The organism is Streptomyces mobaraensis (assembly GCF_020099395.1).
GTDB lineage: Bacteria > Actinomycetota > Actinomycetes > Streptomycetales > Streptomycetaceae > Streptomyces.
Genome location: NZ_CP083590.1, coordinates 905,907 through 930,876 on the forward strand (window position 1 = coordinate 905,907; position 24,970 = coordinate 930,876).

Annotated in this window: 20 protein-coding genes and 1 pseudogene; 15 read left to right on the plus strand and 6 right to left on the minus strand. The window is 75.1% G+C overall.

The features are described 5' to 3' along the window. Positions 1-75: 75 nt before the first annotated feature. The gene (locus K7I03_RS03700; protein ID WP_185942002.1) at positions 76-726 is read right to left on the minus strand and encodes a DUF4360 domain-containing protein; all 651 of its coding nucleotides are present in this window, start codon (positions 724-726) and stop codon (positions 76-78) included. Between the two features lie 361 nt (positions 727-1,087). On the opposite strand from K7I03_RS03700, the gene K7I03_RS03705 reads away from it, so the two are divergent. Together K7I03_RS03705 and K7I03_RS03710 are read left to right on the plus strand one after the other, a co-directional pair. Continuing rightward, positions 1,088-2,665, plus strand: coding sequence for a M48 family metalloprotease (locus K7I03_RS03705; RefSeq protein ID WP_185942003.1), 1,578 nt, complete (start codon positions 1,088-1,090; stop codon positions 2,663-2,665). Between the two features lie 118 nt (positions 2,666-2,783). After that, positions 2,784-3,740, plus strand: a complete 957-nt coding sequence (locus K7I03_RS03710; protein WP_185942203.1) for a D-2-hydroxyacid dehydrogenase family protein — start codon at positions 2,784-2,786, stop codon at positions 3,738-3,740. Positions 3,741-4,504: 764 nt separating this feature from the next. On the opposite strand, the gene K7I03_RS03715 is transcribed toward K7I03_RS03710, so the two are convergent. Continuing rightward, the gene (locus tag K7I03_RS03715; RefSeq protein WP_185942004.1) at positions 4,505-5,782 is read right to left on the minus strand and encodes an ATP-grasp domain-containing protein; all 1,278 of its coding nucleotides are present in this window, start codon (positions 5,780-5,782) and stop codon (positions 4,505-4,507) included. 612 nt (positions 5,783-6,394) lie between these two features. On the opposite strand from K7I03_RS03715, the gene K7I03_RS03720 reads away from it, so the two are divergent. The 11 genes and pseudogenes from K7I03_RS03720 to K7I03_RS03770 all read left to right on the plus strand — a co-directional run. After that, complete coding sequence (locus K7I03_RS03720; protein ID WP_185942005.1) at positions 6,395-8,296, plus strand: hypothetical protein; 1,902 nt, start codon at positions 6,395-6,397, stop codon at positions 8,294-8,296. Then, positions 8,293-8,625, plus strand: a complete 333-nt coding sequence (locus K7I03_RS03725) for a Rieske (2Fe-2S) protein (protein WP_185942006.1) — start codon at positions 8,293-8,295, stop codon at positions 8,623-8,625. Before K7I03_RS03720 ends, K7I03_RS03725 begins: the two co-directional genes overlap by 4 nt. Then, on the plus strand, positions 8,622-8,879 hold the full coding sequence (locus tag K7I03_RS03730) for a 4Fe-4S dicluster domain-containing protein (RefSeq protein WP_185942007.1): 258 nt from the start codon (positions 8,622-8,624) through the stop codon (positions 8,877-8,879). The genes K7I03_RS03725 and K7I03_RS03730 overlap by 4 nt, the downstream gene beginning before the upstream one ends. A gap of 2 nt (positions 8,880-8,881) precedes the next feature. Then, positions 8,882-9,442: a cupin domain-containing protein gene (locus K7I03_RS03735; RefSeq protein WP_185942008.1), complete on the plus strand. Its 561-nt coding sequence runs from the start codon at positions 8,882-8,884 to the stop codon at positions 9,440-9,442. A gap of 41 nt (positions 9,443-9,483) precedes the next feature. Beyond that, positions 9,484-10,302: a DUF3050 domain-containing protein gene (locus K7I03_RS03740; protein WP_185942009.1), complete on the plus strand. Its 819-nt coding sequence runs from the start codon at positions 9,484-9,486 to the stop codon at positions 10,300-10,302. 165 nt (positions 10,303-10,467) lie between these two features. After that, positions 10,468-11,817, plus strand: a complete 1,350-nt coding sequence (locus tag K7I03_RS03745; RefSeq protein WP_185942010.1) for an aldehyde dehydrogenase family protein — start codon at positions 10,468-10,470, stop codon at positions 11,815-11,817. A 137-nt stretch (positions 11,818-11,954) separates the two neighbouring features. Beyond that, entirely contained in the window at positions 11,955-14,603 is a 2,649-nt protein-coding gene (lanKC, locus tag K7I03_RS03750; RefSeq protein ID WP_185942011.1) for a class III lanthionine synthetase LanKC, read from the plus strand. A gap of 65 nt (positions 14,604-14,668) precedes the next feature. Beyond that, positions 14,669-14,785 carry a SapB/AmfS family lanthipeptide gene (locus tag K7I03_RS03755; protein ID WP_185942012.1) on the plus strand — a complete coding sequence of 39 codons (117 nt, stop codon included), beginning with the start codon at positions 14,669-14,671 and terminating at the stop codon, positions 14,783-14,785. Positions 14,786-15,433: 648 nt separating this feature from the next. Next, positions 15,434-16,819 carry an ABC transporter ATP-binding protein gene (locus tag K7I03_RS03760; RefSeq protein WP_398858466.1) on the plus strand — a complete coding sequence of 462 codons (1,386 nt, stop codon included), beginning with the start codon at positions 15,434-15,436 and terminating at the stop codon, positions 16,817-16,819. Continuing rightward, the gene (locus K7I03_RS03765; protein WP_224346855.1) at positions 16,812-18,575 is read left to right on the plus strand and encodes a hypothetical protein; all 1,764 of its coding nucleotides are present in this window, start codon (positions 16,812-16,814) and stop codon (positions 18,573-18,575) included. The genes K7I03_RS03760 and K7I03_RS03765 overlap by 8 nt, the downstream gene beginning before the upstream one ends. Continuing rightward, a pseudogene (locus K7I03_RS03770) lies at positions 18,502-18,825 on the plus strand (ATP-binding cassette domain-containing protein); the annotation flags it as partial. The gene K7I03_RS03765 and the pseudogene K7I03_RS03770, both read left to right, overlap by 74 nt. A 282-nt stretch (positions 18,826-19,107) precedes the next feature. Here the strand turns inward: K7I03_RS03770 and K7I03_RS03775 are convergent. Further along, positions 19,108-19,716 (minus strand): response regulator transcription factor, encoded by a 609-nt coding sequence (locus tag K7I03_RS03775; RefSeq protein WP_317988261.1) that lies wholly within the window; start codon positions 19,714-19,716, stop codon positions 19,108-19,110. A gap of 703 nt (positions 19,717-20,419) precedes the next feature. Here K7I03_RS03775 and K7I03_RS34185 point away from each other — a divergent pair. Next, on the plus strand, positions 20,420-21,094 hold the full coding sequence (locus tag K7I03_RS34185) for an MFS transporter (protein ID WP_224347380.1): 675 nt from the start codon (positions 20,420-20,422) through the stop codon (positions 21,092-21,094). Here K7I03_RS34185 and K7I03_RS03785 read toward each other — a convergent pair. The 3 genes from K7I03_RS03785 to K7I03_RS03795 all read right to left on the minus strand — a co-directional run bounded on the left by K7I03_RS03785 (position 21,026) and on the right by K7I03_RS03795 (position 24,126). Then, positions 21,026-21,823 (minus strand): class I SAM-dependent methyltransferase, encoded by a 798-nt coding sequence (locus K7I03_RS03785; protein WP_185942015.1) that lies wholly within the window; start codon positions 21,821-21,823, stop codon positions 21,026-21,028. The genes K7I03_RS34185 and K7I03_RS03785 overlap by 69 nt on opposite strands. Continuing rightward, positions 21,823-23,109, minus strand: a complete 1,287-nt coding sequence (locus tag K7I03_RS03790; RefSeq protein WP_185942016.1) for an ATP-grasp domain-containing protein — start codon at positions 23,107-23,109, stop codon at positions 21,823-21,825. The genes K7I03_RS03785 and K7I03_RS03790 overlap by 1 nt, the downstream gene beginning before the upstream one ends. A 609-nt stretch (positions 23,110-23,718) precedes the next feature. Then, positions 23,719-24,126, minus strand: a complete 408-nt coding sequence (locus K7I03_RS03795) for an AAA family ATPase (protein WP_238513456.1) — start codon at positions 24,124-24,126, stop codon at positions 23,719-23,721. Here K7I03_RS03795 and K7I03_RS03800 point away from each other — a divergent pair. Then, a complete protein-coding gene (locus K7I03_RS03800) occupies positions 24,113-24,937 on the plus strand; it encodes a peptide deformylase (protein ID WP_185942018.1) in 825 nt (274 codons plus the stop codon). The genes K7I03_RS03795 and K7I03_RS03800 overlap by 14 nt on opposite strands. The last annotated feature ends 33 nt before the right edge of the window (positions 24,938-24,970 follow it).

Here is a 24,970-nt window from a genome sequence, read left to right on the forward strand (position 1 = left end):
GTGTGGTCCGCACTCCCCATGGCCGGGCGGTGGCGGCCGGGACCGGGCGGGCGCCCGGCCCGGCCGCAGTTTCCGCTACCTGCTCGGGCACTCCTTCCACGCCAGGTGGTAGATCGTGTTGATGCTGCCGTCCGTCGAGTCCATGGTCATGAAGCTGTTGGTCTTGGAGGGGTCGGACGTGCCGGCGTTGACGCGGAGTTCCGTGTTGATGTTGAAGTTGCGCCGCTCGCCGCAGGGCGCCCACACCAGGGAGCCCACCGGGACGGAGTCGGTGGCCTGCCAGTTGTCGCCGTACGCGCCTCTGAAGGTGTGGGAGCTGGGTGTCGTCTGCGAGGAGCCCTGGAAGTAGTACGACGCCTTCTCGGTGCCGGTCGCCCCGGGCTCCAGCTTGGCGTAGCCGCGGTAGTCGGCGCTGGCGATGGCGTAGGTGAAGCCCTGCGGTACGTGCACGATCAGGTTGAGCTGGCAGTTCTTGCGGAAGTCGGTCGGCTTGGAGCCCACGCCGACCTGGGCCAGGTAGTCGCTGTAGGTGACGGTGAAGGCGGTGTTGTCGGGAGACACCGCGATGGCGGCCGTTCCGGCCGGACAGCCGGAGCCGTTGACCGTCGCGATCTCGATGACGATCTTGTCCGGCGGTGGGTTGGTGATGACCGAGGGCTGCTGGGTGCCGAACGCCGAGGCGAGCAGCGTGGCGATCGCGCCGGCGGTGACCAGACCTGCGGGCATGGTGCTCCAATCGGTTGCCTTCGGGCGGCGCGGGCGGCCCGAGGGGACGAGGGGAACCGGACCGGAAGAAGACGGGTCAGGAGCGTCGACAAGGCATGCCCATGACAATCTTCACGGCCCGCTGGGACGAGGAGCGTTCGAATGATAGGGAGCCCCACGGGGGTTGGCTAGGTCTCCCGCCGGAGGCGCTCCGCCCCGCACTCCGTGACCATTTCGGAATTCAATGTTCCGCCCCCGCCTCCGCCCCGCTCCCCCATCATCCCGCGCCCGCAAAACATTTGCCGCCCCAAACACACGTACGACATAATGACGGCCTTTCACCACCGTTCATTTCTCTTACCCGGGTGAGGGCCACTGCCCGATGGGCGTTTCTCTTCGCGCGTTCCGCGCGCTCGTTCTCCTTTTCGGTTTCTATCTGTTCTGCCTCGCGGTGCTCTGTGTCCTGGTCGGCACCGGGGTGTTCGTGTACTGGTCGCTCGGCGCGCACCCCGCGACGCTGAAGCTCATCGCCCTCCCCCTGCTGCTGACCGTCCCGCTGGTCCGGGGCATGCTGCACCTCCGCACGCCGGGGGACGACGGCGAGGACGGCCTGCCCGTCACCGAGGCGGAGCAGCCCCGGCTGTGGGCGGCCGTCCGCGAGGTGGCCGCCACGGCCGGGACCCGGGCGCCCGACGAGATCCTCCTCATCGGCGGGGTGAACGCGGCGGTCTCCGAGAACTCCCGCTTCCTGGGCCTCGTTCCGGGCCGCCGCCGGCTCTATCTCGGGATACCGCTGATGACCGGGCTGACGGAGAGTCAGCTGCGTGCCGTACTCGGCCATGAATTCGGTCACTACTGCAATGCCGACACCCGGATCTCCGCCATCACCCTGCGCGGCCGGCACGCGCTCGCCCGGACGGTGACGGCCTTCCGGCGGCAATCCGAGAAACGGGTGGAGAAGGAGCTCACGAAACAGCGGGCGGCGGCCGAGAAGCGGGCCCTCAAGGGCCGGAAGCCCAAGAAGACCGGCGTCAACGGCGCCGGGCGAAGCTACCGCCTGATGGCGCGCCTCTTCGTCGGCTACGCCAAGTTCTATCTGCGGGCCACCCGCGGCGCCGGCCGCCGGCAGGAACTCGCCGCCGACCGGGTGGCGGTGCGCGTCGCGGGCCGGGACGCCGCCGCGTCCGCGCTGCGGCGCACCGCCGCCCTCGCCGCCCTGCACGACTTCTACCTCGACGGCTACGCCACACTGGGCCTCCCGGCCGGACTGCTGCCGCCCGAGGGGCAGTTCTACGGCGGCCTCGGGCACCTGCTCGCGGCGCCGGGCCGGTACGCGGAGTTCGAGCGGCTGGCCCGCGAGCTGCCCGAGGGCGAGCCGTCGCCCTACGACGCACACCCGCCGATGGCCGAACGCGTCGCGCTGATCGAGGCGTTGCCCGACGACGGCCGCGCCACGGGCGGGCCCGAGCGGTGGTCCCTGGAGCTCCTCGACGCCCCGGAGCGGCTGCTGGTCCGGCTGGAGGAGGCGACGCTGGCGCCCGAGGTGCTGCGGCTGCGCCGCGCCTCGTGGCCGGAGCTCGTGCACTTCGGGATCCGCGCCCACCGGGCGGCCGAGGCGGAACGGCTGCGCGCCGCCACCGCCGCGTACACCGGCGGCGACGGTTCGCTGCGCGCCCTGCTCGACGCGGCCGACGGCGGCCTCCTGTGGCACGTCGCCGCCCGGCTGGCCGGCGAGGACGGCGGGGCCGGCGCGCGGGCCGAACTGCTGCGCGGCCTGCACGCGCTCGTGGTGCTGGAGCTCGTCGACGCGGGCTGGGCCGGCTGGGAGCTGTCCTGGTCGGACGCGGCCCGGCTGCGCCTGCCCGAGGGCTACGGGGAGCTGGTGCCGGCCGCGGTGGAGGCGGTGGCCGCCGAGGTCCCGGACACCCGGCCGCTGCGTTCGCTGCTGCCCGCGGCCTAAACGTCCCGCAGGGAATGGGAAGGGGAAGGGGCCCCGGCGTTCGGCCGCGCGGGCCCCTGGCAGAGTGTCACCGTCCCATCAGCCGTTTCGGCCATTCACCGCACCGAAGGACCACATGATGACGCTCCGCTGCACCGTGCTCGACGACTACCAGGGCGTCGCCCTCTCCACGGCCGACTGGTCGGCCCTCGGCGACGCCGTCGACGTACGGGTCCTGCGCGAGCACATCGCGGGGCACGACCGGCTCGCCGAGGAGCTGGCCGACAGCGAGGTCGTCGTCATCATGCGGGAACGCACCCCGTTCCCCGCCGAGTTGTTCGCCCGGCTGCCGAAGCTGCGGCTGCTGATCACCTCCGGCATGCGGAACGCGTCCGTCGACCTCGACGCGGCGGCCCGGCACGGCGTCACCGTCTGCGGGACGGACAGCAACCCCGAGCCGCCCGTCGAGCTGACCTGGGCCCTGCTCCTGGGGCTGGCCCGCGGCCTGGTCCGGGAGAACACGGCGCTGCGCGACGGCGGCCCCTGGCAGAGCACCGTCGGCGCGGACCTGCACGGCCGGCGGCTGGGGCTGCTGGGGCTGGGCAAGACCGGCAGCAAGATGGCGCGGATCGGGCGGGCGTTCGGGATGGAGGTGGCGGCCTGGAGCCCGAACCTCACCGACGAGCGGGCCGCCGCCGCGGACGCCGTCCGGGTCACCAGGGAAGAGCTCTTCTCGGACAGCGACTTCGTCTCCGTCCACCTGGTGCTGGGCGAGCGGACCCGCGGGCTGGTCGGCGAGACGGAGCTCGGGCTGATGCGGCCGACGGCCTACCTCGTCAACACCTCGCGGGCGGCCATCGTGGACCAGGACGCGCTGGCCCGCGCCCTGCGCGCCGGCCGGATCGCCGGGGCGGGGGTCGACGTCTTCGACGAGGAGCCGCTCCCCGCCGACCACCCCTTCCGCACTCTCCCCCGGCTGCTGGCCACCCCGCACCTGGGCTATGTCACCCAGCGCAACTACACGGCGTACTTCACCCAGGCCGTGGAGGACATCACCGCCTTCCTGGCGGGCGAGCCGGTCCGCCGCCTGGCCTGACCCCTCGGCCGCCCGTGGGGCGGCGGCGAACGGGCGCGCGGGGGCCGTCCCGGCGGGGACGAGCGCCCGCGTGGCGGGGCCACCAACCCACCGCCGGCGGCGACCAGCCCCGGCACGAAGGCCCGCCCCGGCGTTGACGACCCACCCTCGGCAGCGGCGCCGCCCCGGCGGGAACGGCCGCCCGCATGGTGGGGCCACCGCCCTCACGCCGAAAGCTGCTCGCCCCGGCGGGAACGACCGCCCGCGCGGCGGGGCCACCAACCCACCGCCGGCGGCGACCAGCCCCGGCACGAAGGCCCGCCCCGGCGTTGACGACCCACCCTCGGCAGCGGCGCCGCCCCGGCGGGAACGGCCGCCCGCATGGTGGGGCCACCGCCCTCACGCCGAAAGCTGCTCGCCCCGGCGGGAACGGCCGCCCGCGCGGCAGGGCCACCAACCCACCGCCGGCGGCGACCAGCCCCGGCACGAAGGCCCGCCCCGGCGTTGCCGACCCATCCCTCGGCAGCGGCGCCCCCGGCAGGGAAGGACCACCCGCATGGTGGGGCCACCGCCCTCACGCCGAAAGCTGCTCGCCCCGGCGGGAACGACGGCCCGCGCGGCAGGGCCACCAACCCACCGCCGGCGGCGACTTGCCTCGGACCGGAGGCCCGCCCCGGCGTTGCCGACCCATCCCTCGGCAGCGGCGCCGCCCCGGTGGGAACCACCCGCACGGCGGCGACAGACGGGCCGGCCGCCGTGTCAACGACCAGGCCGTCAGGGGCCTTTCACCCGTCCGTCGCCAGCGCCAGCGCCCCCTCGTCCGCCTCCGTGTCGAAGACGACCCGCCCGGCCAGCCGCGTCGCGATCTCGTCCCGTTCCGCGGGCGAGTCGGCGCCGGTGACGAAGACGCCGGAGCGGGTGAAGGAGTCCTTCTCCGGGGGGATGACGTCGCCGGGCCGGACCCGGAGGTCGGCGGCGAGGACGGCGGGGTGCGCGGCGAGTTCGTCCCAGCCGCGTACGGCGCGGAGCCGGCCGGGCGGGGCGAAGAGGAAGTCGACGCGGGCGGCCCGGCCCGGCGCGGGGAGCGGCGGGGGCGTCCGGCCGAGCAGGTCGTCGACGAGGGTGCCGTAGAGCTCCAGGCCGGGGCGGGTGTGCTCGACGAGGGCGTGGATGAAGTCGCCGCCGCCGCGGCAGTGGAACTCGCCGAGGACGATGCCGGTGGCGGTCACCCAGAGTTCGATGTGGAAGACGCCGCGGGTGATGCCGACGGCCTTGAGGCCGCGGGCCACCGTGTCGCGGGCGAGGCGGTCCGTCGCCGGGGCGAGGCCGGCGGGCTGCTGCTGGCTGGTGGAGATGAAGCCGTCGGTGACGGCCTTCCGGGTCAGGGCGAGCACCTGTGGTTCGCCGCCGAGGACGATGCCCTCGGCCGAGTACTCGTCGCCGGCGACGAAGGTCTCGACGAGGAAGTAGGGGGAGGCCGGCAGCGGGCTCATGGCTTCCGACGGGAGGCGGAACTTCCGTACGGCCTCCGGCAGTTGCCCAGGTCCGTCGATGAGCGAGACGCCGATGCTGGCGAGGCCGTCGCGCGGTTTGACGACCCAGGGGCCGGGGCCGGTCTCCGCCAGGAAGCGCTCCGCCTCGGCGACGCCGGAGCAGACGGCGGTGCGGGGCTGCGGGAAGCCCGCCTCGCGGAGCCGCTGCCGGCACAGGTCCTTGGTGCGGACGCACCGCACCGCGTCGGGGTCGTTGCCCGCGAGGCCGAGCTCCTGGGCGATGACGGCGGTCGGCAGCACCGACAGTTCGCGGACGGTGAGGACGGCGTCGACGGGCGGGCGGGTGGCGGCCCAGGCCCGGCAGGCCTCGGGGTGGTGGACGTCGAGGGCGACCACCTCGTCGACGTGGGCGAGGTCCCGGGCGGTGGCGGACCGCAGGTTCTCGGGGGTGTCGGCGCCCACCAGGGTGACGCCGCGCCGCCGGGCCTGTTCGCTCAGCCGCCGGATCTGGTCCTGGCCCCAGGCCGGCATTCCGGTGTTTCCCATGACGAGGAGCGTCACATCTGCCATACGACCGGCTCACTTCCTCTGGCGACTGATCGGTCGACTGATCGGATTGCAGGGATTCCTGACGAAGCGTAGCGGTTCGCCGTGGTTCGGGGAGGGTGGCCGGACGGGTGTCGTACCGGCGGACGACGCGAGGGCCGCCGCCGGGGAACGGCCGGCGCCCTTTCGGCCAGCGTCGGGAAAAGGCGCCCGGCGGACTGGCCGCCGAACACCGCAGCCCTCCCATGCCGTTTGCATATTCAGCATGCAACCAGTCTTCGTGGAGCGTGTGCGCGTATTCCCGGAGTCACTCCGGAAAGGATTCCGCAAGAGCCGGGAGAAGGGATTCTCCGTCCACCGCGCGGCGCTGGTGACGGCCCGCCTCAGCTGCCCCATGGCGGGGAACGCCTTCCGGCCAGACACGGCCGATTGACAGCCGGAACGGCCCTCCCTAGCGTCGTGGGCGTCATGCTTCCCGAAGGCGCGTGCCTCTCGCCGCCGCCTTCGCGCCGGCCGTTCCCGCGCTTTCCGGAAAATCTCCGGACGCGGCGGAACGGCCGACTGCCGTGCCTCTCCTCCGCACCGTCCTCCCACCATGCCGTCCACTCCGTGGATTCCCGCTCTGGAGGCGCCCGTATGGCACCGGATCCCCTGCTCTCCCACCCGGATTTCACCGGCGCGGATCTGTCCGTGCTGGCGGAAATCGAAATGGATCTGGCCGAACGCCTGGACATGCTGGGCGATGACGGCGATCTCGTCGTGGTGGCCGGCCTGGTGGCCGCGCGCGTCGTGGACGCCGCCGTCCTGGAGAAAATCGTCGACGACCGCTCCGGGGCCGGGCGGCCGCTCGATCTCGCCGCGCACGGAATTCCGGCCGGGGAATTCTCGCGTTTCCAGCGGCTCTGGTACCACTTCAAGGTGCCGTACGCGCGGGCGTCGCTGGTCTGGTGGCACCTGTTCTGCCTGGCCCTCGGGCGCGGTGCCGCCGTGGACGAGGCGCTGGAGCGGATGACCGGCTGGCTCGCCCCGCTGCACGGCGCCGTGCCCGACGCCCTCGCGCGGGCCGGTGTCGCGACCGGTCTCCCCGGGGACACGGTGGTCGTCACGGCGGATGAGACGGGCGGGCTGCGGTCGCTCACCGCGGCCGTCCGGCTGGACGCGCCGCTGGTCGTGGTGGACGACGTACGGGCGGCCGTGGCGGCCGGCCGGGCGCTCGGCCGCCGGGTGGTCACCGCCGACCCGGAGGCCGGTCCCGGGCCGGCGGGCGGGCGCGCCGCCCTGTGGCTCGGCCCGCCAGCCGCCCTGGACGGCCTGCCGGACCGGGCCCGCCGGGACTGGGAGGCCCTGTCCGCGGAGGAACGGGAGGAGCTGCTGGCCGGCTTCGAGCGCCGGATCACGTCCGTCGAGCGGGTCCGGCTGCACGCCGGCGAGACGGAACTCGACAACCGGGCCGTCGCCGCCGAGATCGCCGCCTGCCGCGCCCTGCCGCCGGACGGGTGGAGCGGTACGCGGCTGGTGCTGGCGACGCTGCTGCGGTGCTGGCAGGAGGCCGGGTTCGTACTTCAGGAGCTCAACCAGTCACTGCTGTCGTTCGCCTCCCTCTCCCTGTTCCTGCTGCGCAAGTCCCGCGGCTACGCCCGGCTGCTGGGCGAGGCCGAGCCGCCGGACGCGACGGCCCCCGACGTCCTGGCGGCGGCCCGCCGGCTGGGCGGGCTGCGCACCCGCGTCGAGGAGCGGTACGAGCGGTGCCTGCACTTCGACGGCAGCAACTGGGAGCGCCGCGAGTTCCTGCTGCCGCTGTCGGTGTACCGGCGCAGCGCGCGCGTCCCCGACGGGCTGCCGGAGCGGCTGTACGCCGAGACGGGCGCGGAGTTCACCGGCCGCACGGGATCGGCCGAGGAGTGGGACGCCTTCCTGGAACGGGCGCTGGAGGCGGGGAGTTCGCCGACGCGGGCGCTGCAGGCGGTGGCGCACTGGGCGGCGGACGCCGAGGACCTGCCGGTGGACCTGGCGGTGTTCACGGTGCCGGTGGGCCGGAAGCTGGACGAGCCGTGGACGATGGAGTTCACGGACCTGTTCTGCTACACGGGGTTCCGCAGCGGCTTCCGCCCGGAGGACTTCGGCATCGCCAACGGCCGGGTGCTGATGTACAACGTCATCGCGCAGCGGATGCGCTACAACGCGGTGAAGAAGGCGCAGAACTACGCGCCGGTCATGCGGTTCTCGCCGCAGGGGTTCAACCTGCCGGACATCGCCGTCGCCGAGGACGCGTTCCACGGCGGGCACGCCGCGGCGGGCATCCGGCTGGCCTGCCGGCTCCCCATCACCGTCCGGTACCGCGACCGCGACTGGAACGGGCTGGCGGACGTCCGGCTGAACCGGTCGGCGTACAGCCGGGAGAACCGGTTCCGGCCGCGGGACATGGTGCTCGGCCACCGCTACGCGGACTGGGCGAAGGGACTGGCCGACGCGGTGTACCGCAGGGGTCTGTCCTTCGACGACAAGTGGACCGACAAGGTGAAGGACCTCGACCTGTGAGGGCGGAACGGGTGCGGGGCGAGGCGGCGGCGGACCGGGACGCGGCGGCCCCGGCGGCGGCCGAGGCGGTGGTCGAGGCGCTGCCGGACGGCAAGGGGTGCGTGGTGCGGCTGGGCGACCGGACGGTCCGGGTCCCGGCGCGCTGCCCGCACCGCGGCGCGCCGCTCGCGGCCGCGCTGGTGACCGGCACGTTCCTGGAGTGCCCCTGGCACGGGGCCACCTTCGACCTGCGCACCGGCCACCGGGTGCGCGGTCCGCACTGCGCCGACCTGGCCGTCCGGCCCGTACCGGCGGACGGCACGGCGAACGAGGAGGAGGGAAGCACGTGACGTACGTGATCACCGAGCCGTGTATCGACGTCAAGGACGGCGCCTGTGTGGATGTCTGTCCCGTCGACTGTATCGAGGGCGCCGAGGCGGAGGCGCCCCAGTTCTACATCGATCCCGCCCGCTGCGTCGACTGCGACCTGTGCGCCACCGTCTGCCCGGTGGACGCGATCTTCCGCGAGGAGGAACTGCCGGAGGAGTGGGGGCACTTCACGGCCGTCAACGCCGACTACTTCACCGAGCGGGCGGAGGCGTGACGATGGCGCGTTCCGATGCCGACGACCTGTCCATCATCCGGTGGGCCAACGCGCAGATCGGCGACCTGGCCACCTCGCTGCACATCCCGCACGGCGAGCGGCCGGTGCACATGCACGGCGCGGACGCCACCGGGCGCGGCCTGGTGAGCAACGGCGCGATCGGGGCGGACGTCATCCGGCTGCCGGCCGGGGCCGGCTTCCCGCCGCACACCCACCCCGGCCACCACGTCCTGGTGGTCCTGGGCGGTCTCGGCACCATCACCTACAACGGACGCGTCCACCCCACCGAGGCGGGCCAGATCTACCTGGTCGAGGGGGCCGTGTCGCACGCCGTCGGCGCGATCTCGGACCATGTGCTGCTGGCCGTCGGCGCCCCGCACATGCCGGTGGAGTCCGAGCGGCGGATGGAGGTCGTGGTCTACGAGGAGGTGCTGAGCGAGATCGGCAACCTGCACTGCCTCATCTGCGACCTGAAGTCCCAGCTGCCCGCGTACCTGCACGACGTGGGGTGCGCGCACTGCCCCTGCCACGACTGCGCGGTCCCGGACCCGACCCGGCGCTGACCGGTCCCACCCGACACCTCTCCCGGCCCCAGGAGTCGTCCATGGCCACCTCGCGTTACCACACCCAGGTCACCCACCCGGGACTGACCGCGCTCAGAGCGGAGATCGAACCCGCCCGCAAGGGCGTCCTCGCCCACCCGATGTACCACAGCGTCACCACCCCGGAGGCGGCGCGGATCTTCATGGAGCACCACGTGTTCGCCGTCTGGGACTTCATGTCCCTCCTCACCAGCCTGCAACGGCAGTTGACCTGTGTGGAGGTGCCCTGGGTGCCGAGCGGCCCGGTGGCCAGCCGCCGGCTCATCAACGAGATCACGCTCGTGGAGGAGAGCGACGCGTACGGCGACGGCTTCATCAGCCACTTCGAGCTCTACCGGGCCGCGATGGACGACGTGGGCGCGGACACCGGCCCCGTCGACGCGTTCGTCCGGGAACTGCGCTCCGGCACGCCGGTGTCCGAGGCGCTGCGCACGGCGCGGGTGCCCGAGCCGTCGGCCCGGTTCGTCGAGGGCACCTGGACGGTGCTGGAGACGGCACCTGTGCACTGCCAGGCGGCGGTGTTCGCGTTCGGGCGCGAGGACCTGATCCCGGAGATGTTCGAGCAGGTCGTGCGCATCGAGGACGCGGACGGGCGGCTGGCCCGGTTCCGGGACTACCTGGAGCGGCACATCGAGGTCGACGCGGACGAGCACACGCCCATGGCGATGCACATGCTGGTCGACGTGTGCGGGGACGAGACCGAGAAGTGGAAGCGCTGCGCGGACGCGGTCCGCTCGGCGCTGCACGCACGGGCCGATTTGTGGACGGCGATCACCGACGCGATCGTGACGGGGTGTCCTCCCAGCTCGTCCGGCGCTTGAGTCGCTGGCCCCCACCAGCCCGTCCGGCGTTTGAGGACAACCGCGCGGAGCGCGGTTGCGGGGGTGCGGGGGCGCAGCCCCCGCAGGAAACGGTGAAAGGGCGGGTCAGGGGCGATTCCCCCGCGGACCGCAGGGCCGCCCGCGCCGCGCAGAGAGGAGACCCGAGTGCTCACCGACCCCCGCACCGGCCGCCCCCGCCCGCACCCGGCCGCGTCCGGCGGCCCGGGCACGGCGGAGTCCGCCGACACCGCCGTGGCCGCCGCGCGGCACGCACTCCCCGGCTGGTCCGGGCTGACGGCCAGGGAACGCGGCCGCCGACTCCTCCGGTTCGCGACACGAATGGAGGACGCGGCCGGCGAGTACGCGGCAGCCGAACAGGCGGGCACCGGCAAGCCATTCGCCGACGCCGCCGCCGAAATAGCGCAATGCGCCGACCTCATCCGCTTCTACGCCGGCGCGGCCCGCACCGACCTCGCCCCGGCCGGAGGCCACCGGCTGCCGGCCCGGGAGAGCTGGGTCCGGTGGGAGCCGCTGGGCATGGTGGCCGCGGTGGTGCCGTGGAACTACCCCCTGCTGATGGCGGTCTGGCGGTTCGCCCCGGCGCTGGCGGCCGGCAACACGGTCGTCGTCAAGCCGGCGGAGACGACGCCGGACAGCGCCCTGCTGGCCGCCCGGCACGCGCATGAGGAGCTGGGGCCGGGCGTGCTGACCGCACTGCCCGGCGGGCGGGAGACCGGCCGGCGGCTCGTGGGGAACGAGGGCGTGGACGCCATCGCGTTCACCGGCAGCCGGGCGGGCGGGCTGGACGTGGCGGCCCGTGCCGGGGTGCGCCGGGTCAGCCTCGAACTGGGCGGCAACTGCCCGGTGTTGGTGCTGCCGGACGCCCCCGCGTACACCTGGGAGCGGCTGGCGGACGCCTGTGTGTACAACGCGGGCCAGTCCTGCGCGGCCCCGGCCCGGGTGCTCACCCCGCGATCGTCCTACGAGCGGACGGTGGCCGGGCTGGCCGGCGCGCTGGCCGCTCGTCGGGCGGGACCGGACTTCGGTCCGCTGAACAACCCCGAGCAGCTCAAGCGGTTCGACGGGCTGCTGACGGCGAGCCGGGCCGGCGTCCGGCACGTCGGGCCCGTCGCGCCCACCGAGGACGAGCGGGACGGCTACTGGCGGCCGGCCACGCTCCTCGCCGGCCTGCCGGACGACGATCCGGCCGTGTGCGAGGAGGTGTTCGGGCCGGTGCTCACCGTGCAGGCCGTGCCGGACGAGGAGGCGCTGGTGCGGACGGCCAACGGGATGCCGCACGCGCTCGCGGCGAGCGTGTGGGGCGCGTCGGTGCCCGTGGTCCTGCGGCTGGCGGCCGCGCTGGACGCGGGTGAGGTGTGGGTCAACTGCCACCTGGAGCAGACGGCCGAACTCCCGCACGGCGGGCGGCGGCAGTCCGGTCAGGGCACCGATCTGAGCGTGCTGGCGCTGGCCGAGTACCAGCGGCCGAAGACCGTCACGGTGGCCCTGGAGTGACCTCCTGGCACGAACCCCTGGAATGACCTCTTCCACCATGCGTTTCGCACGGCCCATTGGTGACACGTGTGACTGTTCCGGCTCCCCCCGGCGTGGAAATCTCGACGCATCGCAGCCGAGGTGCCGAGGGGGATCGCATGGACAAGCGGTACGAGGTCTACAGCCTGGCCGACCGGCACTTCTACGAGACCCCGGACCGTCTGCCCGCCCTCGCCGGAACCGCCACGGAGGACGGCCTGTTCGAGACCGCCCGGCGGCCGGTGCCGGACGGCTGGGCCACCGCCCGCAGCGGCGACTGGCTGAACCTCTTCCCGGCGGGCCCGGACGGCGGGCCGCTCCCCGGGCAGCCGCTCCAGGGCTGGAAGATCCACGTCTCCGCGACCGCCGGCACGGCGGACAAGACGGCGGCCGACGTCTGGGACTACTGCGTGCCCCGGGGCATCCCGTTCAAGTTCGTGCCCGGGCCGCACCTGCTGCACCTGCGCAACACCAAGTACGCGGGCCGCGACCACAGCGGCAAGTTCGTCACCGTCTACCCGGCGGACGAGGAGCAGCTGCGCACGACGCTGGAGGAGCTGGACGCGGTCCTCGGCGGCCGGCCCGGGCCGTACATCCTCACCGACCTCCGCTGGAACGCGGGCCCGCTCTACGTCCGGTACGGCGCGTTCGCCCGCCGCTTCTGCGTCGACGAGCGCGGCACGCTCGTCCCGGCGATCGAGGACGGCGCGGGCCGGCTCGTCCCGGACTCGCGGGACCCGGCGTTCCGGGTGCCGTCCTGGGTGACCCTCCCGGCGTTCCTCGCACCCCACCTCACGGCCCGCAACGCCACCACGGTGGCCGACCTGCCGTACCGCATCGAGAAGGCGCTGCACTTCTCCAACGGCGGCGGCGTCTACCGCGGCACCGACACCCGCGACGGGCGGAAGGTCGTCCTCAAGGAGGGCCGGCCGTACGCCGGGCTCGCCAACGACGGGGCGGACGCCGTCGCCCGGCTGGAGCGCGAGCGCGACGCGCTGGAGCGGCTCGCGGGCCTGGACGCCGCGCCCGGGCTGCGCGACTGGTTCACGCTCGGCGAGCACAGTTTCCTGGTGATGGACTTCGTCGAGGGCAGACCGCTCAACTCCTTCTTCGCCGAACGCCATCCGCTGCTCGCCGCGGAGCCGGACCCGGCCGCCGTCGCCGCGTACACCGCGTGGGCGCTGCGGATCCACCGGGCGGTGGAGGAGGCCGTCGAGGCCCTCCATTCCCGCGGGGTCGTCTTCAACGACCTGCACATGTTCAACATCATGGTGGCGCCCGACGAACGGTCGGTCACCCTCATCGACTTCGAGGCCGCCGCGCCGGTGAGCGAGCACGGCCGGCAGGTCGTCGCCCACCCCGGCTTCTTCGCGCCCCCGGACCGCCGGGGCCGGGACGTGGACCGGTACGCGCTGGCGTGCCTGCGGCTGGCCCTGTTCCTGCCGGTCACCACCCTCTTCGTCATCGACCGGGAGCACGCCGTACACCTCGCCGAGGTGATCACCGCCCAGTTCCCGGGCGTGCCGCGGGAGTTCCTGGACGAGGCGGTCGCGGAGATCACCCGGGACGTCACGGAGATCACCCGGGACACGGCGGCCTCGCCGGCGCCCCGCTCCCCGGCCCGGCCGCCCCGCCCGGCCGACTGGCCCGCGAGCCGCGACTCCATGATCCGCGCGCTCCTCGCCTCCGCCACGCCCGAGCGCGACGACCGCCTGTTCCCGGGCGACATCGCCCAGTTCGGCGACGGCGGCGGACTCGGCCTGGCCCACGGCGCGGCCGGAGTGCTGTACGCCCTCGCCGAAGCGGGCGCGCCCCGCTACGAGGCGGGCGAACAGTGGCTGCTCGACCACACCGACCCGCTGCCGCCCGGCACCCCGCTCGGCCTGTACGACGGCGTCGCCGGCACCGCCCTCGTCCTCGACCGGCTCGGCCACACCGGGCGCGCCCTCGACCTCACCGAGGCGGTCCTGCGCGAGAACTGGCCCCAGCTCTCCGCCGACCTCAACGGCGGCCTGTCCGGGCTCGGACTCCTCCTCGACCACCTCGCCGGCACCACCGGGAACACCGCCCTGCGCGACCACGCCCTGCGGGCCGCCCAGATCCTCGCCGACCGCCTCACGGCCGACCACGGCGACACCGACGGGCCGGCGGGCGGCCGCCGCGCCGGACTGCTGCGCGGCGCGACCGGCCCCGCCCTCCTCTTCCTCCGGCTGTACGACCGGACGGGCGCGCCCGACCTGCTGGACCTGGCCGGCCGGGCGCTCCGCGCGGACCTCGCCCGCTGCGTCACCACCGGCAACGGAACGCTGGAGGTCGACGAGGGCCGGCGGACCATGCCGTACGTCGGCGACGGGAGCGCGGGCATCGGGATGGTCCTCGACGACTACCTCGCGGCGGCCGGCGGGGACCCCGATCCGGCCCTGGCCGCCGCCCGAGACGGCATCCTGGCCGCGGCCCGGGCCCGCTTCTACGCCCAGCCGGGACTGTTCCAGGGCCGTGCCGGCATGATCCTGCACCTCGCCCGCACCACCGCCCCCGGCGCCGCTCCCGGGCCGGTGGCCACGCAGGTGGCCGCCCTGGACTGGTACGCCATGGGCTACCGGGGCGAACTCGCCTTCCCCGGCCACCAGATGATGCGGCTCTCCATGGACCTCGCCACCGGAACGGCCGGCTGCCTCCTGGCCCTGACCGCCGCCCTCGGCGACCGCCCGGCCCACCTGCCGTTCCTCCCGCCCCTCCCGGGCGCCCGCCCGGTCACGGGCCCCTGAACCCGGCACCGCCGCTCGGCGGGGCCGTAGCACAGCACCGACAGTCCCCGAGAAAGGACATGATCATGGCGCTTCTCGACCTGCAGAACATGGAGTCCGACGAGCTGCACGGCGGTGGCGGGCAGAGCACGGTGAGCCTGCTCTCCTGCGTCAGCGCGGCGAGCGTTCTCGTCTGTCTGTGACGCGACGGGTCTGAGACCCCGGCCGGTCCCCCTCCGCGGGGGCCGGCCGGGGTCCGGCCGTAAGCGGTGGGGTGCCCCGGTCCCTCCCCCAGAGGGGGGACCCCCATTTCACCGTTTCTTGCGGGGGCTGTGCCCCCGCACCCCCGAAACCGCGCTCCGCGCGGTCGTCCTCTATCGCCGGACGGGCTGGAGTGGGTGCCCTATTCAGCCCGTCCGGCGATAGAGGACGAGCGGCGAAGCCGCGAAAAGCGGGGTCTGGGGCGCAGCCCCAGGAAACGGCGAAATGGGGGTCCCCCCTCTGGGGGAGGGACAGGGGCACCCCAACCCCACCCCCACCACGAGGACGGTGACCCATGACGCCCGGCGACCGGCTCCTGCTGGCCACCACACGACACGGCGCGGGCCGAGCCGCCATCCTCACGCTGCTCTCCCTCGCCTCGGCCGGCACGGCCCTCCTCCTCCCGGCGGCCCTCGGCCGCGCCGTGGACCGACTACTGGCCCACGACGGCGCAGCCACCCGCTGGGTGGCACTTTGCGCCATCCTGCTCGCCGTCCCCCGCCGCCCTCGACGCCCTCGCCGACCTCCTGGCCGGCACCACCGCCGCCCGCGCCACCGCCTGGCTGCGCCACCGTCTCCTCCGCCACATCCTGGCCACCGGCCCACGCGCCACCGCCGACGCCCCGCCCGGGGACCTGGTGACCCGCCTCGTCGGGAACACGGCCGACGCGGGCGCCGCGCCCGGCGCGCTCGCCGCGGCCGTGGCGTCGCTGGCCGCACCGCTGGGCGCCGTCGTCGCCCTGGCCCTCATCGACCCCTGGCTCGCCGCCGCGTTCCTGGCGGGCGCGCCCCTGCTCGTCCTCCTCCTGCGCGCGTTCGCCCGCGCCTCCACCGACTGCGCCGCCCGCTACCAGCGGCTCCAGGGCGACATCGCGGGGCGGCTGGCCGAGGCCCTGACGGGGGCGAGGACCATCGCCGCCGCCGGCACGGCCGACCGCGAACGCGCCCGGATCCTGCGCCCGTTGAGCGGCCTGTCCCGGCAGGGGCACCGGATCTGGCGGGTCCAGGGCCGGGCCGCCGCCCGCGCCGTCACCCTCGTACCGCTGCTCAAGATCGCCGTCCTCGCCGTCGCCGGACTGCGGCTGTCCCAGGGGCGGATCAGCGTGGGCGACGTCCTGGCGGCCTCCCGGTACGCGGTGCTGGCCACCGGAGTGGGCATGCTCGTCGGGCAGTTGGGCGGGCTGGTGCGGGCCCGGGCCGCCGCCCGCCGGCTGGCCGAGGTGCTGGCCGTCCCCGCCCCGGCGTACGGGACCCGGCCGGCGCCGCCCGGCGACGGCACCCTGGAACTGCGCGGCGTGACCGCCGTACGCGGCGACCGGATCATCCTGTGCGACGTCGACCTCACCGTCCCGGGCGGCACGTCGGTGGCCGTCGTCGGCCGGTCGGGCACCGGCAAGTCGGTGCTGGCCGCGCTCGCCGGCCGGCTCGCCGACCCGGACGCCGGGACGGTCGCGCTGGACGGCGTCCCGCTGCCGGAACTGAGCCACGACGCGCTGCGGCACTCCGTCGGCTACGCCTTCGAGCGGCCGGCCCTCCTCGGGGGCACGATCGGCGGCACGATCGCCTTCGGCGCGGCCGACCCGGGGCACGAGGCGGTGACCGCCGCCGCCCGCGCGGCCTGCGCGGACGGCTTCGTCCGCCGGCTGCCGGAGGGGTACGCGACGCCGTGCGCGGCGGCTCCCCTGTCCGGCGGCGAGGCCCAACGCCTGGGACTGGCACGGGCGTTCGCGCACGCGGAACGCGTCCTCGTGCTCGACGACGCCACCTCCAGCCTGGACTCCCCCACGGAACGCGAGGTCGGCCGCGCGCTGCTGCACGACGTCGCCGCCCGCACCCGGCTGATCGTCGCCCACCGCGCGTCGACGGCCGCCCGCGCGGACCGCGTCGTCTGGCTCGACGACGGCCGGGTGCGGGCGGCCGGGCCGCACGCGGAGCTGTGGCGGCTGCCCGAGTACCGGGCGGTGTTCGGTGCCTGAGCCGCGGCCGGGCCGTACGCCGTCGACCGCCCGGCAGGGGCTGCGGTTCCTCGCCGCCCGGCGGGCCGCCCTGGCCCGGCTCGCCGGCTGGTCGGTGCTGGAGGCGGGGCACACCTTCGCCCTGGGCTTCGCGCTGGCCCGGGCCCTGGATCGGGGGTTCCTCGCCGGCCGGGCGGCCACCGGCCTCGGCTGGCTCGGCCTGGCGGCGCTCGCCGTCCTCGCCGGGGCGTACGGCACCGGGCGCACCTACCGCGCCACCGCCGACCTGGTGGAGCCGCTGCGCGACGGCCTCGTCCGGCGCGTGGTCGGCCGGGCCCTCGGGGACGGCGACGGCGCGGCGGTCTCCCGCCTCACCCACCAGGTGGAGATCGCCCGCGACACGTTCGCCGGGCTGGTGATGGTCTCCCGTTCATTCGTCTTCACGGCCGGCGGCGCACTGGCCGGGCTGTGCGCCCTCGCGCCCGCCCTGCTGCTGGCCGTGGTGCCGCCGCTGCTGCTGGGGCTGCTGCTGTTCCTGGTGACGCTACGGGTCCTGGCCCGCCGCCAGGAGGCCGTCCTGGTGGCGGACGAGGCGCTCGCGCGCTCCCTCGGCGACGTGGCGCGCGGGCTGCGGGACATCACGGCGGGCGGCGCGGAGCGGCGCGTCGCCGCCGCGACCGGCGCCCTCGTCGACGCCGAACGCGACGCGGCCCGCGCCCTGGCCCGCTGGTCCCTGGTCCGCGTCGCCGCCCTGACCCTCGCGGGCCGCCTCCCGGTGATCCTGCTTCTGGTCCTGGCCCCCTGGCTCCTGGACCACGGCACCACCCCCGGCGCCTTCGTCGGCGCGCTGGCCTACGTGACCCAGTCCCTCCTCCCGGCGGTCCAGGAACTCGTGCACGGCCTGGGCGCGAGCGGGGCACGACTCGCCGTCGTCATACGGCGATTGACGGCGGGGCCGTCCGGCGAGGCCCTCCCCCGACTCCAGCCGGCACCGGGGGCGAGCCCGGCGGCGGCGGCGAACGAGCCGCCGGCCCCGGTCGCCACCCACGGTCCGGCGCCCGCGCCCCGGGCGACCACACCCGCGCCGACCGCGACGGCGGCCCGGCAGGGCCCGGGGCACGCCGTGCGGGCCGAGGGAACGACGGCGACCACGCGCCGTGCGCCGGACCGTACCGGGAACCGACGGCCGGCCGGCATCCGGCGCGGACCGGCGCAGGCGTCCGCGAACGCGGCACGGCAAGGCCCGGGCCCCGTCTCACAGCCCGACGGTCCGGCCTCGGCCACATCCCCCGAGCCTGCGGCGAAGGCGGCCCGGCAAGGCCCGGGGCACATCCCGGGGGCCGCCGGAACGGCGGCAGGCGCGCGGCCCGCGCCGGCGGCGGACAACGCGCCGGATCACGGCGGTGACCGGCCGCCGGCAGGCGGGCCATACGATCCGGACGCGCCGAGGGCGAAGGCGGTCCCACGCACCCGGGGGCGCCCCCCCGCAGCCCGGCGACACCACCGCGGCCACGCCGGCCGGGCCCGCGACGGAGGCGCCGTCCGCGCACCGCCCCGGCCCCGCCGGACCCGCGCACCGGGCGCCGTCCACCCCCACCCCCGCCCTCGCGTTCCGCGGCGTCACCTTCGCCTACGGCCCGCACGCCGCCCCCGTCGTCCACTCCCTGGACCTGGTCATTCCGCCGGGGACCCGGCTCGCCGTCGTGGGCCCGAGCGGGATCGGGAAGTCGACGCTGACCGGGCTGGCGGCCGGGCTGCTGGTGCCCGCCGACGGTGACGTCACCGTCGGCGGGCTGCCCGCGCGGGACGCGGCGGCGCGGGCGGGGCGGGTGCTGATTCCGCAGGAGGCGTATGTGTTCTCGGGGACGTTGGCCGAGAACCTCGGCTATTTCCGGCCGGATCCGGTGCCGGAGGACGAGCTGTGGGCGGCGGTACGAGCCGTCGGCATGGCCGGACTGGCCGAGCGGCTGGGCGGGTTGGGGGCGGACGTGGCGCCCGCCGGGCTCTCCGCGGGCGAGCGGCAGTGGATCGCGCTGGCGCGGGCGTATCTGTCGCCGGCGCCCCTGGCGCTGCTGGACGAGGCGACCTGCCACCTCGATCCGGCCGCCGAGGCCCGCGCCGAGGACGCGTTCGCCCGGCGGCCGGGCGGCACCCTGGTCGTCGTCGCGCACCGGGCCGCGTCGGCGCTCCGCGCGGACCGGGTGCTGGTGATGGACGGGCCGCACACGGTGTGCGGGGACCACGCGGAGCTGCTCCGCGCGTCCCCGCTGTACCGCGACCTGATGGCGGACGCGGCGGCCGGGGGGCCGTCAGACCCAGCCGGCTCCCTGGGCGACCCTTATGGCGTCCACCCGGTTGCGCGCACCGGTCTTCCGGGTGATGGCGCACATGTAGTTGCGCACGGTGCCATGCGACAGGTGCAGGCTGCGGGCGATCTCCCCGACGCCGGCGCCCTCGGCGGCGAGTGAGAGGACGGTCAGCTCGCGGCGGGTGAGCGGGATCTCGGACGCCTCCAGGAAGCCGAAGCCGAGGGATTCGTCGATGTAGCGCTCGCCTTTGGCGACGTGCCGGATGCCCTCGACCAGCCGGTCCGGTGAAGCGTTTTTGCTCAAGTACCCCAAGGCGCCCTCCTCGTACGCCCGGCGCAGGGGCCCCGGCCGTTCGGCGGTGGCCAGGGCGAGCAGGGCCGGACGCGTGTCCCCCTCGGCGCACCCGCCGGACAGTTCGCGCAGGCCCGGTCCGGCCGCGTGGGGGCTGTCCATGTCGACGACGCAGACGCGTGGCCGTACCGTCCGCGCGGTGAGGACCGCGCGGCGCCACGGCGCGGCGTGCACCTCGAACTCCGGTTCTCTTCCGATCAGTTCCATGAGGGCGGTGCGCAACAGCGAGGTGTCGTGCACCAGGAGAACTCGAATCACGGATTCCGTCCCACCCTTCCCGTTTTCCCCCGTTGTGCGACTTGCTCGGGGCACGTCAACAATTCATACCGGCGTGTGCCACGGTCACGGGCGGGGATCACTGACCCGCAGGGGGCGCAAGGGCGCAAAACTTCCGTCACGCACGCCCCAAGTTCACTCGAACGCGCCTCCCGGAACCCTTGAAAGAGCAGTATCTCCCCCTGCCTGCAAGGGTCGCGTCCTTCGGGAACGCGTTCTTCCGGACCGCGTCCTTCGGGCGCGGGGCGTAAGGCGGCGGGTGTCGTCCCCGGTCTTTCGGCAGGCATTGACCTCGTCCCTGGTTGAGGTTGCACGATCCCGGGGCGGGCGGAGCGATCTTGCCTTTCCCGCCGCCGCGCCGCCCCGGACGAAGAGGAACACTCACTGATCACGGTCGAAATCCGGTCCGCCATCGTGTGCCCCTGTTGCCCCTCGGGCAAGCCTGGCCGGGAATATGCGGTCCGGTTTTCGGACGACTCCCCGAACGAGGAAACCCATGACCGCTTCCGGTCCTCCGCGCGGGAACGGCTCGGGCGCGCCGCGCTCGCCCTGCCCACCGTCGTGATCGCCCTCGGCATGACCGTGTCCGGCCTCCCGGTCCCGCGGCCGAGCGCGGCCCCGGAGCCCACCGGAGCCCCGACTGCCGTGGACCACCGACCCCTTCGGTTTCCCGACAGCCGGACCCCTGACCGCGACGGGAGCGGCCGGCGACCGCTTCGGGCGGCGCCGGGTGACGCTCCGCGCAGCCACCGCGTTCGGTGCGGCGTCCGGGCTCGCGGCGTTCCCGGTCGGCGTGGGGACGCCCATCGCGGTACGCGCCCTGACGGGCGTCGTGGGGGCGACGACGATGCCGTCCGCCGTGTCCCCGGTGAGCGCGCTGTTCCGGGACGCGCCCCGGCGTACGGTCACCGTCAGCGCCCGGGGCTCCGGCTCCCCCGCGGGTACCGCGCTCGCCCCGGCGACCGGCGGGGCGCCGCTCGAACACCCGTGGCGGGGTCCGGTGTTCCTCCTGCCTCCGCCGCCGCGCCGCTCCCGTTGGTGCTCGGGCCGCCGCTGCCGCCAGAGAACCACGGCGCGCCGCCGGGCGGCCTCGGCCCGCCCCGCGCGGGCGCGCCGCCGGGCTCGACGCCCGCCGTCGCCTACGGCCTGGAGAAGGGCGCGGTTCGACGCCGTGGAGCCCGACCCCGCCGCCGTCTTCGCGGGAGACGCCGTCCCGACCCGGACCGGCCCGGGCACCGGGTCCGGTGACCCGCCGGCCGAGCGGGCGGACGCGTCGCCCGCGTCCCGTCCCTCACCCCCCGGCCGTGCCCGTGAAGCGGGCCAGGACGTACAGGGCGGGCCCGGACAGATCGCCCTCTGAGACGTCTGAGGCCTCAGCGGCCTCCGGGGTGCTCGGGGCGTCCGTGTCGTCGTACATGCCCAGCACCCGGAACCCGTGCTCCGCCAGGTGGTGCTCCAGCTCCATCGGGTACAGCAGCCGGAAGCGGACGTGGTCCGTCAGCGGTGCCCGCCCGGGGACGCGCCACAGCCGTCTGCGGGTGAGGAGCTGCCGGCGGCGGTCGAGGGTGTACGTGGCCTGGGCGGTCGCGGTGAAGGACGGGGCGGTGAGGGTGAAGTGGCGCTGGAACGCGGCGTCCTCGGGGTCGGCGAGCGGGTTCGGCACATGGACGAACAGCAGGGCGCCGGGCCGCGCGTGGGCGGCGAAGGTCTGCACCGCGCGCGACACGTCCGCGTTGGCGTGCAGGTTGGACAGCGCCCAGCCGAAGCAGGTGACGGCGTCGAAGGTACGGCCCAGGCGCAGGCTCCGCATGTCGCCGACGCGGTAGTCGGGGCCGGGCCGCCGCTCGCGGGCGAACGCGAGCATGCCCTCCTGGCAGTCGAAGCCGACGCTGTCCACCCCCGCCCCGGTGAAGTACTCGACGTGCCGGCCGGTGCCGCAGCCCGCGTCGAGCAGCGTCCGGATGCCGCCGGGGGCATGCGCGGCGAACAGCCGTTCGCAGAACCGGGGGATGTCCTTCTCCGTCCCCGGGTACATCTCCTCGTACAGCTCCGGGTGGTCGTAGAGCAGGTTGCTCAGCAGAGGGTCCATCACTGCCTCTCACACGGCGGTGTCTCTCGCACGGCGGTGCCGCCTGGTTCGGTGTCGAAGGTGATGCGCGCCACCAGCCCGGCCACCAGGGCGTCGAGGGCGTCCGCGTCCGGGGCGGCGGCGACGAAGACCGCGGGCCGGGAGTACGAGTCCCGGGCGGGCCCGATGACGTCGCCGGGCGCGACGTGGAGGTGGGCCGCCAGCACGGCCGGGTGCCGGCGGACCTCGTCCCAGCCGTGGACGGCGCGCAGCCGGCCGGGCGGCGCGAGGGGGAACTCGGCGTGGGCCGCGCCGGACGCGGCGGGTATGGGCGCCGGGGCGCGGCCGAGCAGGTCGTCGACGAGGGTGCCGTACAACTCCAGCCCGGGGCGGGTGTGTTCGACGAGGGCGTGGATGTAGTCGCCGCCGCCGCGGTCGTGCAGTTCGCCGAGGACGATGCCGTCGGGGGTCACCCAGAACTCGACGTGGAAGATCCCCCGGGTGACGCCGGCGGCCGTGAGCGCGCGGGCGACCGCGTCGGCCGCCTCCCCGGCCGTCGCCTCGTCCAGCCCGGCGGGCACCCGCTGGCTGGTCTCGACGAATCCCTCGCCGGTCCCCTTGCGGGTGAGGGCGAGAACGCGGGGGACGCCGCCGACGAGGACGCCCTCGGCAGAGTACTCGGCGCCCTCGACGAAGGTCTCCACGAGGAAGCCGGCGGACGCGGGCAGCGCCCCCATGGCCGCCGGCGGCGACCCGAACTTCCGCATCGCCTCCGGCAGTTGCGCGATCCGCTCGATCCGGGACACGCCGATGCCGGCCAAGCCGTCGCGCGGCTTGACGATCCACGGGCCGGGAGGGTGCGCGCGCAGGAACCGCTCGGCGTCGGCGCGGTCCGCGCAGAGCGCGGTACGGGGCTGGGCGAAGCCGGCCGCGCGCAACCGCTCGCGGCACAGGTCCTTGTTGCGGACCCGGCACACGGCCTCGGGGTCGTTGCCCGCGACGCCCAGCTCACGGGCGATCACCGCGGCGGGCAGGACGGACAGTTCGCGGATCGTGACCACCGCCGACACGGCGGGCCGGCCGACGGCCCAGGCCCGGCAGGCGTCGGCGTCGTGGACCTCCAGCGGCAGCACCGTGTCGTAGCGGGCCAGCTCCTCCGGCACCGCCGTCCGCAGGTTGCCCGGGGTGTCGGCGCCGACCAGGGCGAGCCCGCGGCGCCGGGCCTGCTCGCACAGCCGCCGCAGCTGGTCGCGGGCCCAGGGCGTCAGGGCGGTGCAGCCCAGGACGAGGAGCGTCTCCTCCGTCACGCCGACCGACTCCCTCTCCACCGAAGGTGCCGACGGGCCGCCGCACGGGTCACGGACGCGCCGTCGGGCAGGGCCCTACGAGTATGCGCACCCGTGGGGTACCTGCCAACCACGGACGGCCGCACGGGCGCGCCGGGGGTCGGGAAGCGGCCACGGGCGGACGGACGGCCGTGGGGCGCGGCTTCGGGGTACGGCCCTGGACGCCGGCCGCCGCCTGAACCGGTGGGCCCGCGGCCCGGCTCGCCGGGTGCCGGCCCCGGCGGCCGGCCGCCACCGGGCGGCAGGAAGCGTGAACCGGTCCGACCGCCACTCGCCGGGTGTACCCCGCCCGAACCCAAGCCCTCCGGGGGAGGGGCCGCGTGCCGAGATGTCCCGCGGGGAGCGGCGCAGACGGTCCAGCTCGGAGAGGCGTTTGCCGGCGGGGCCGTCGGGCTCCTCGGCGAAGTGGCCGAAGTGTCTGCGCTGTTCGTCGGTCAGAAAGTTGGTGGGCGCGCGCCTGCTCCTTGATCGACGGCAGTCGCGCGCGATGATCGCAGCCATGACAAGGACACGGACCGGAGCAGGGATAACGGCCCCGTGGAGCGGGAGGGCCTGGTAAAGCGGCGCCGGTCAGCCGACAGGAGCGAGCACGGCGTCGAGGTCGCCGGCGTAGACGAGGGCGCCCTCGTCGGGCGCCGGCGGCTCGAAGCGGACGAGGAAGTCGTCCAGCGCCTGGGGGCTGACGGTCAGCGCGTTGGCATCCTCGCGGCGGTTCCGGTCGGCGAGGCGTCGCAGCAGCTCATCCTTCTCGACGGATAGATAGACCAGCCGGCACCGGCCGCCCGCGGCCTCCACCAGCTTCTTCCAGGCGTCGCGGTCTTCGCGCAGCCACAGGCCGTGGTCGAGGACGACGTCGTCCCCGGCCGCAAGGTGTTCGGCGAGCCGGCGGCGGACCGCGTCGACGACGGGGCGTTCGCGCTCGAAGTAGGTGTGCTCGGGGTAGGGCCGGTGGTTCCAGCGGGCGGTGCGGCTGCCCACCGAACACCTGGAGGTCCAGCTCGCCTTCCCCGCCGCCCTCGACCCGGTCGTGTGGGGCACTGAGACCTCCATGAGCGCCGAGGCGTCCCCACTGCGGACCGCCCCCGTGCGGCGGGACGAGAACGGGACGCGGCTGTTCTCCTGGACGACCTCCACACCGCCCCTGCACGCCCGGTACCGTCTCGAATGGCGGTTCCGAGCGGCCCGGCCTGAACCCCAAGACGAGCGACAGGGAGCTGACGTGACGACGGTGCGGCCCAGCGAGCAGATGCGTGACCTCGGCGTCGTGCAGTACGGCGCCCCCGTCCTCGCAGAGGCCGCCCGGCCCTTCGGCCTGCCGGACGAGAAGGACGCCGCCGAGCAGATCGTCGAGTCGCTGTTCGCCTCCATGGAGCGGATCGCGCGCGTGCATCCCTTCGCCAAGGGCATGGGGATCGCGGCGCCGCAGATCGGCATCGGCCGGGCGGCGGCCGTCGTCCAGCCCGCCGACCCCGCCGCCGCGGCGATCGTCCTGCTCAACTCCCGCATCACTGCCCGCTCGGAGGAGATGGACGAGCAGTACGAGGGCTGCCTGTCGTTCTTCGACGTCCGCGGCATGGTCCCGCGCCCCCTGACGATCACGGTGGTGACCACCGCCATGGACGGCACCGAGGTCACCACGGTGTACGAGCGGGGCCTGGCCCGGCTCGTCGCTCACGAGATCGACCACCTGGACGGCCTGCTCTACACCGCCCGGATGCGGCCTGGCGTCGAGCCGATCCCGGTGGAGGAGTACCGGCAGACCGGCCGCGGGTGGGCGTACGACCAGTAGCCCCTCGCACGTGCCCTGGGCCGGGCCGGGCTC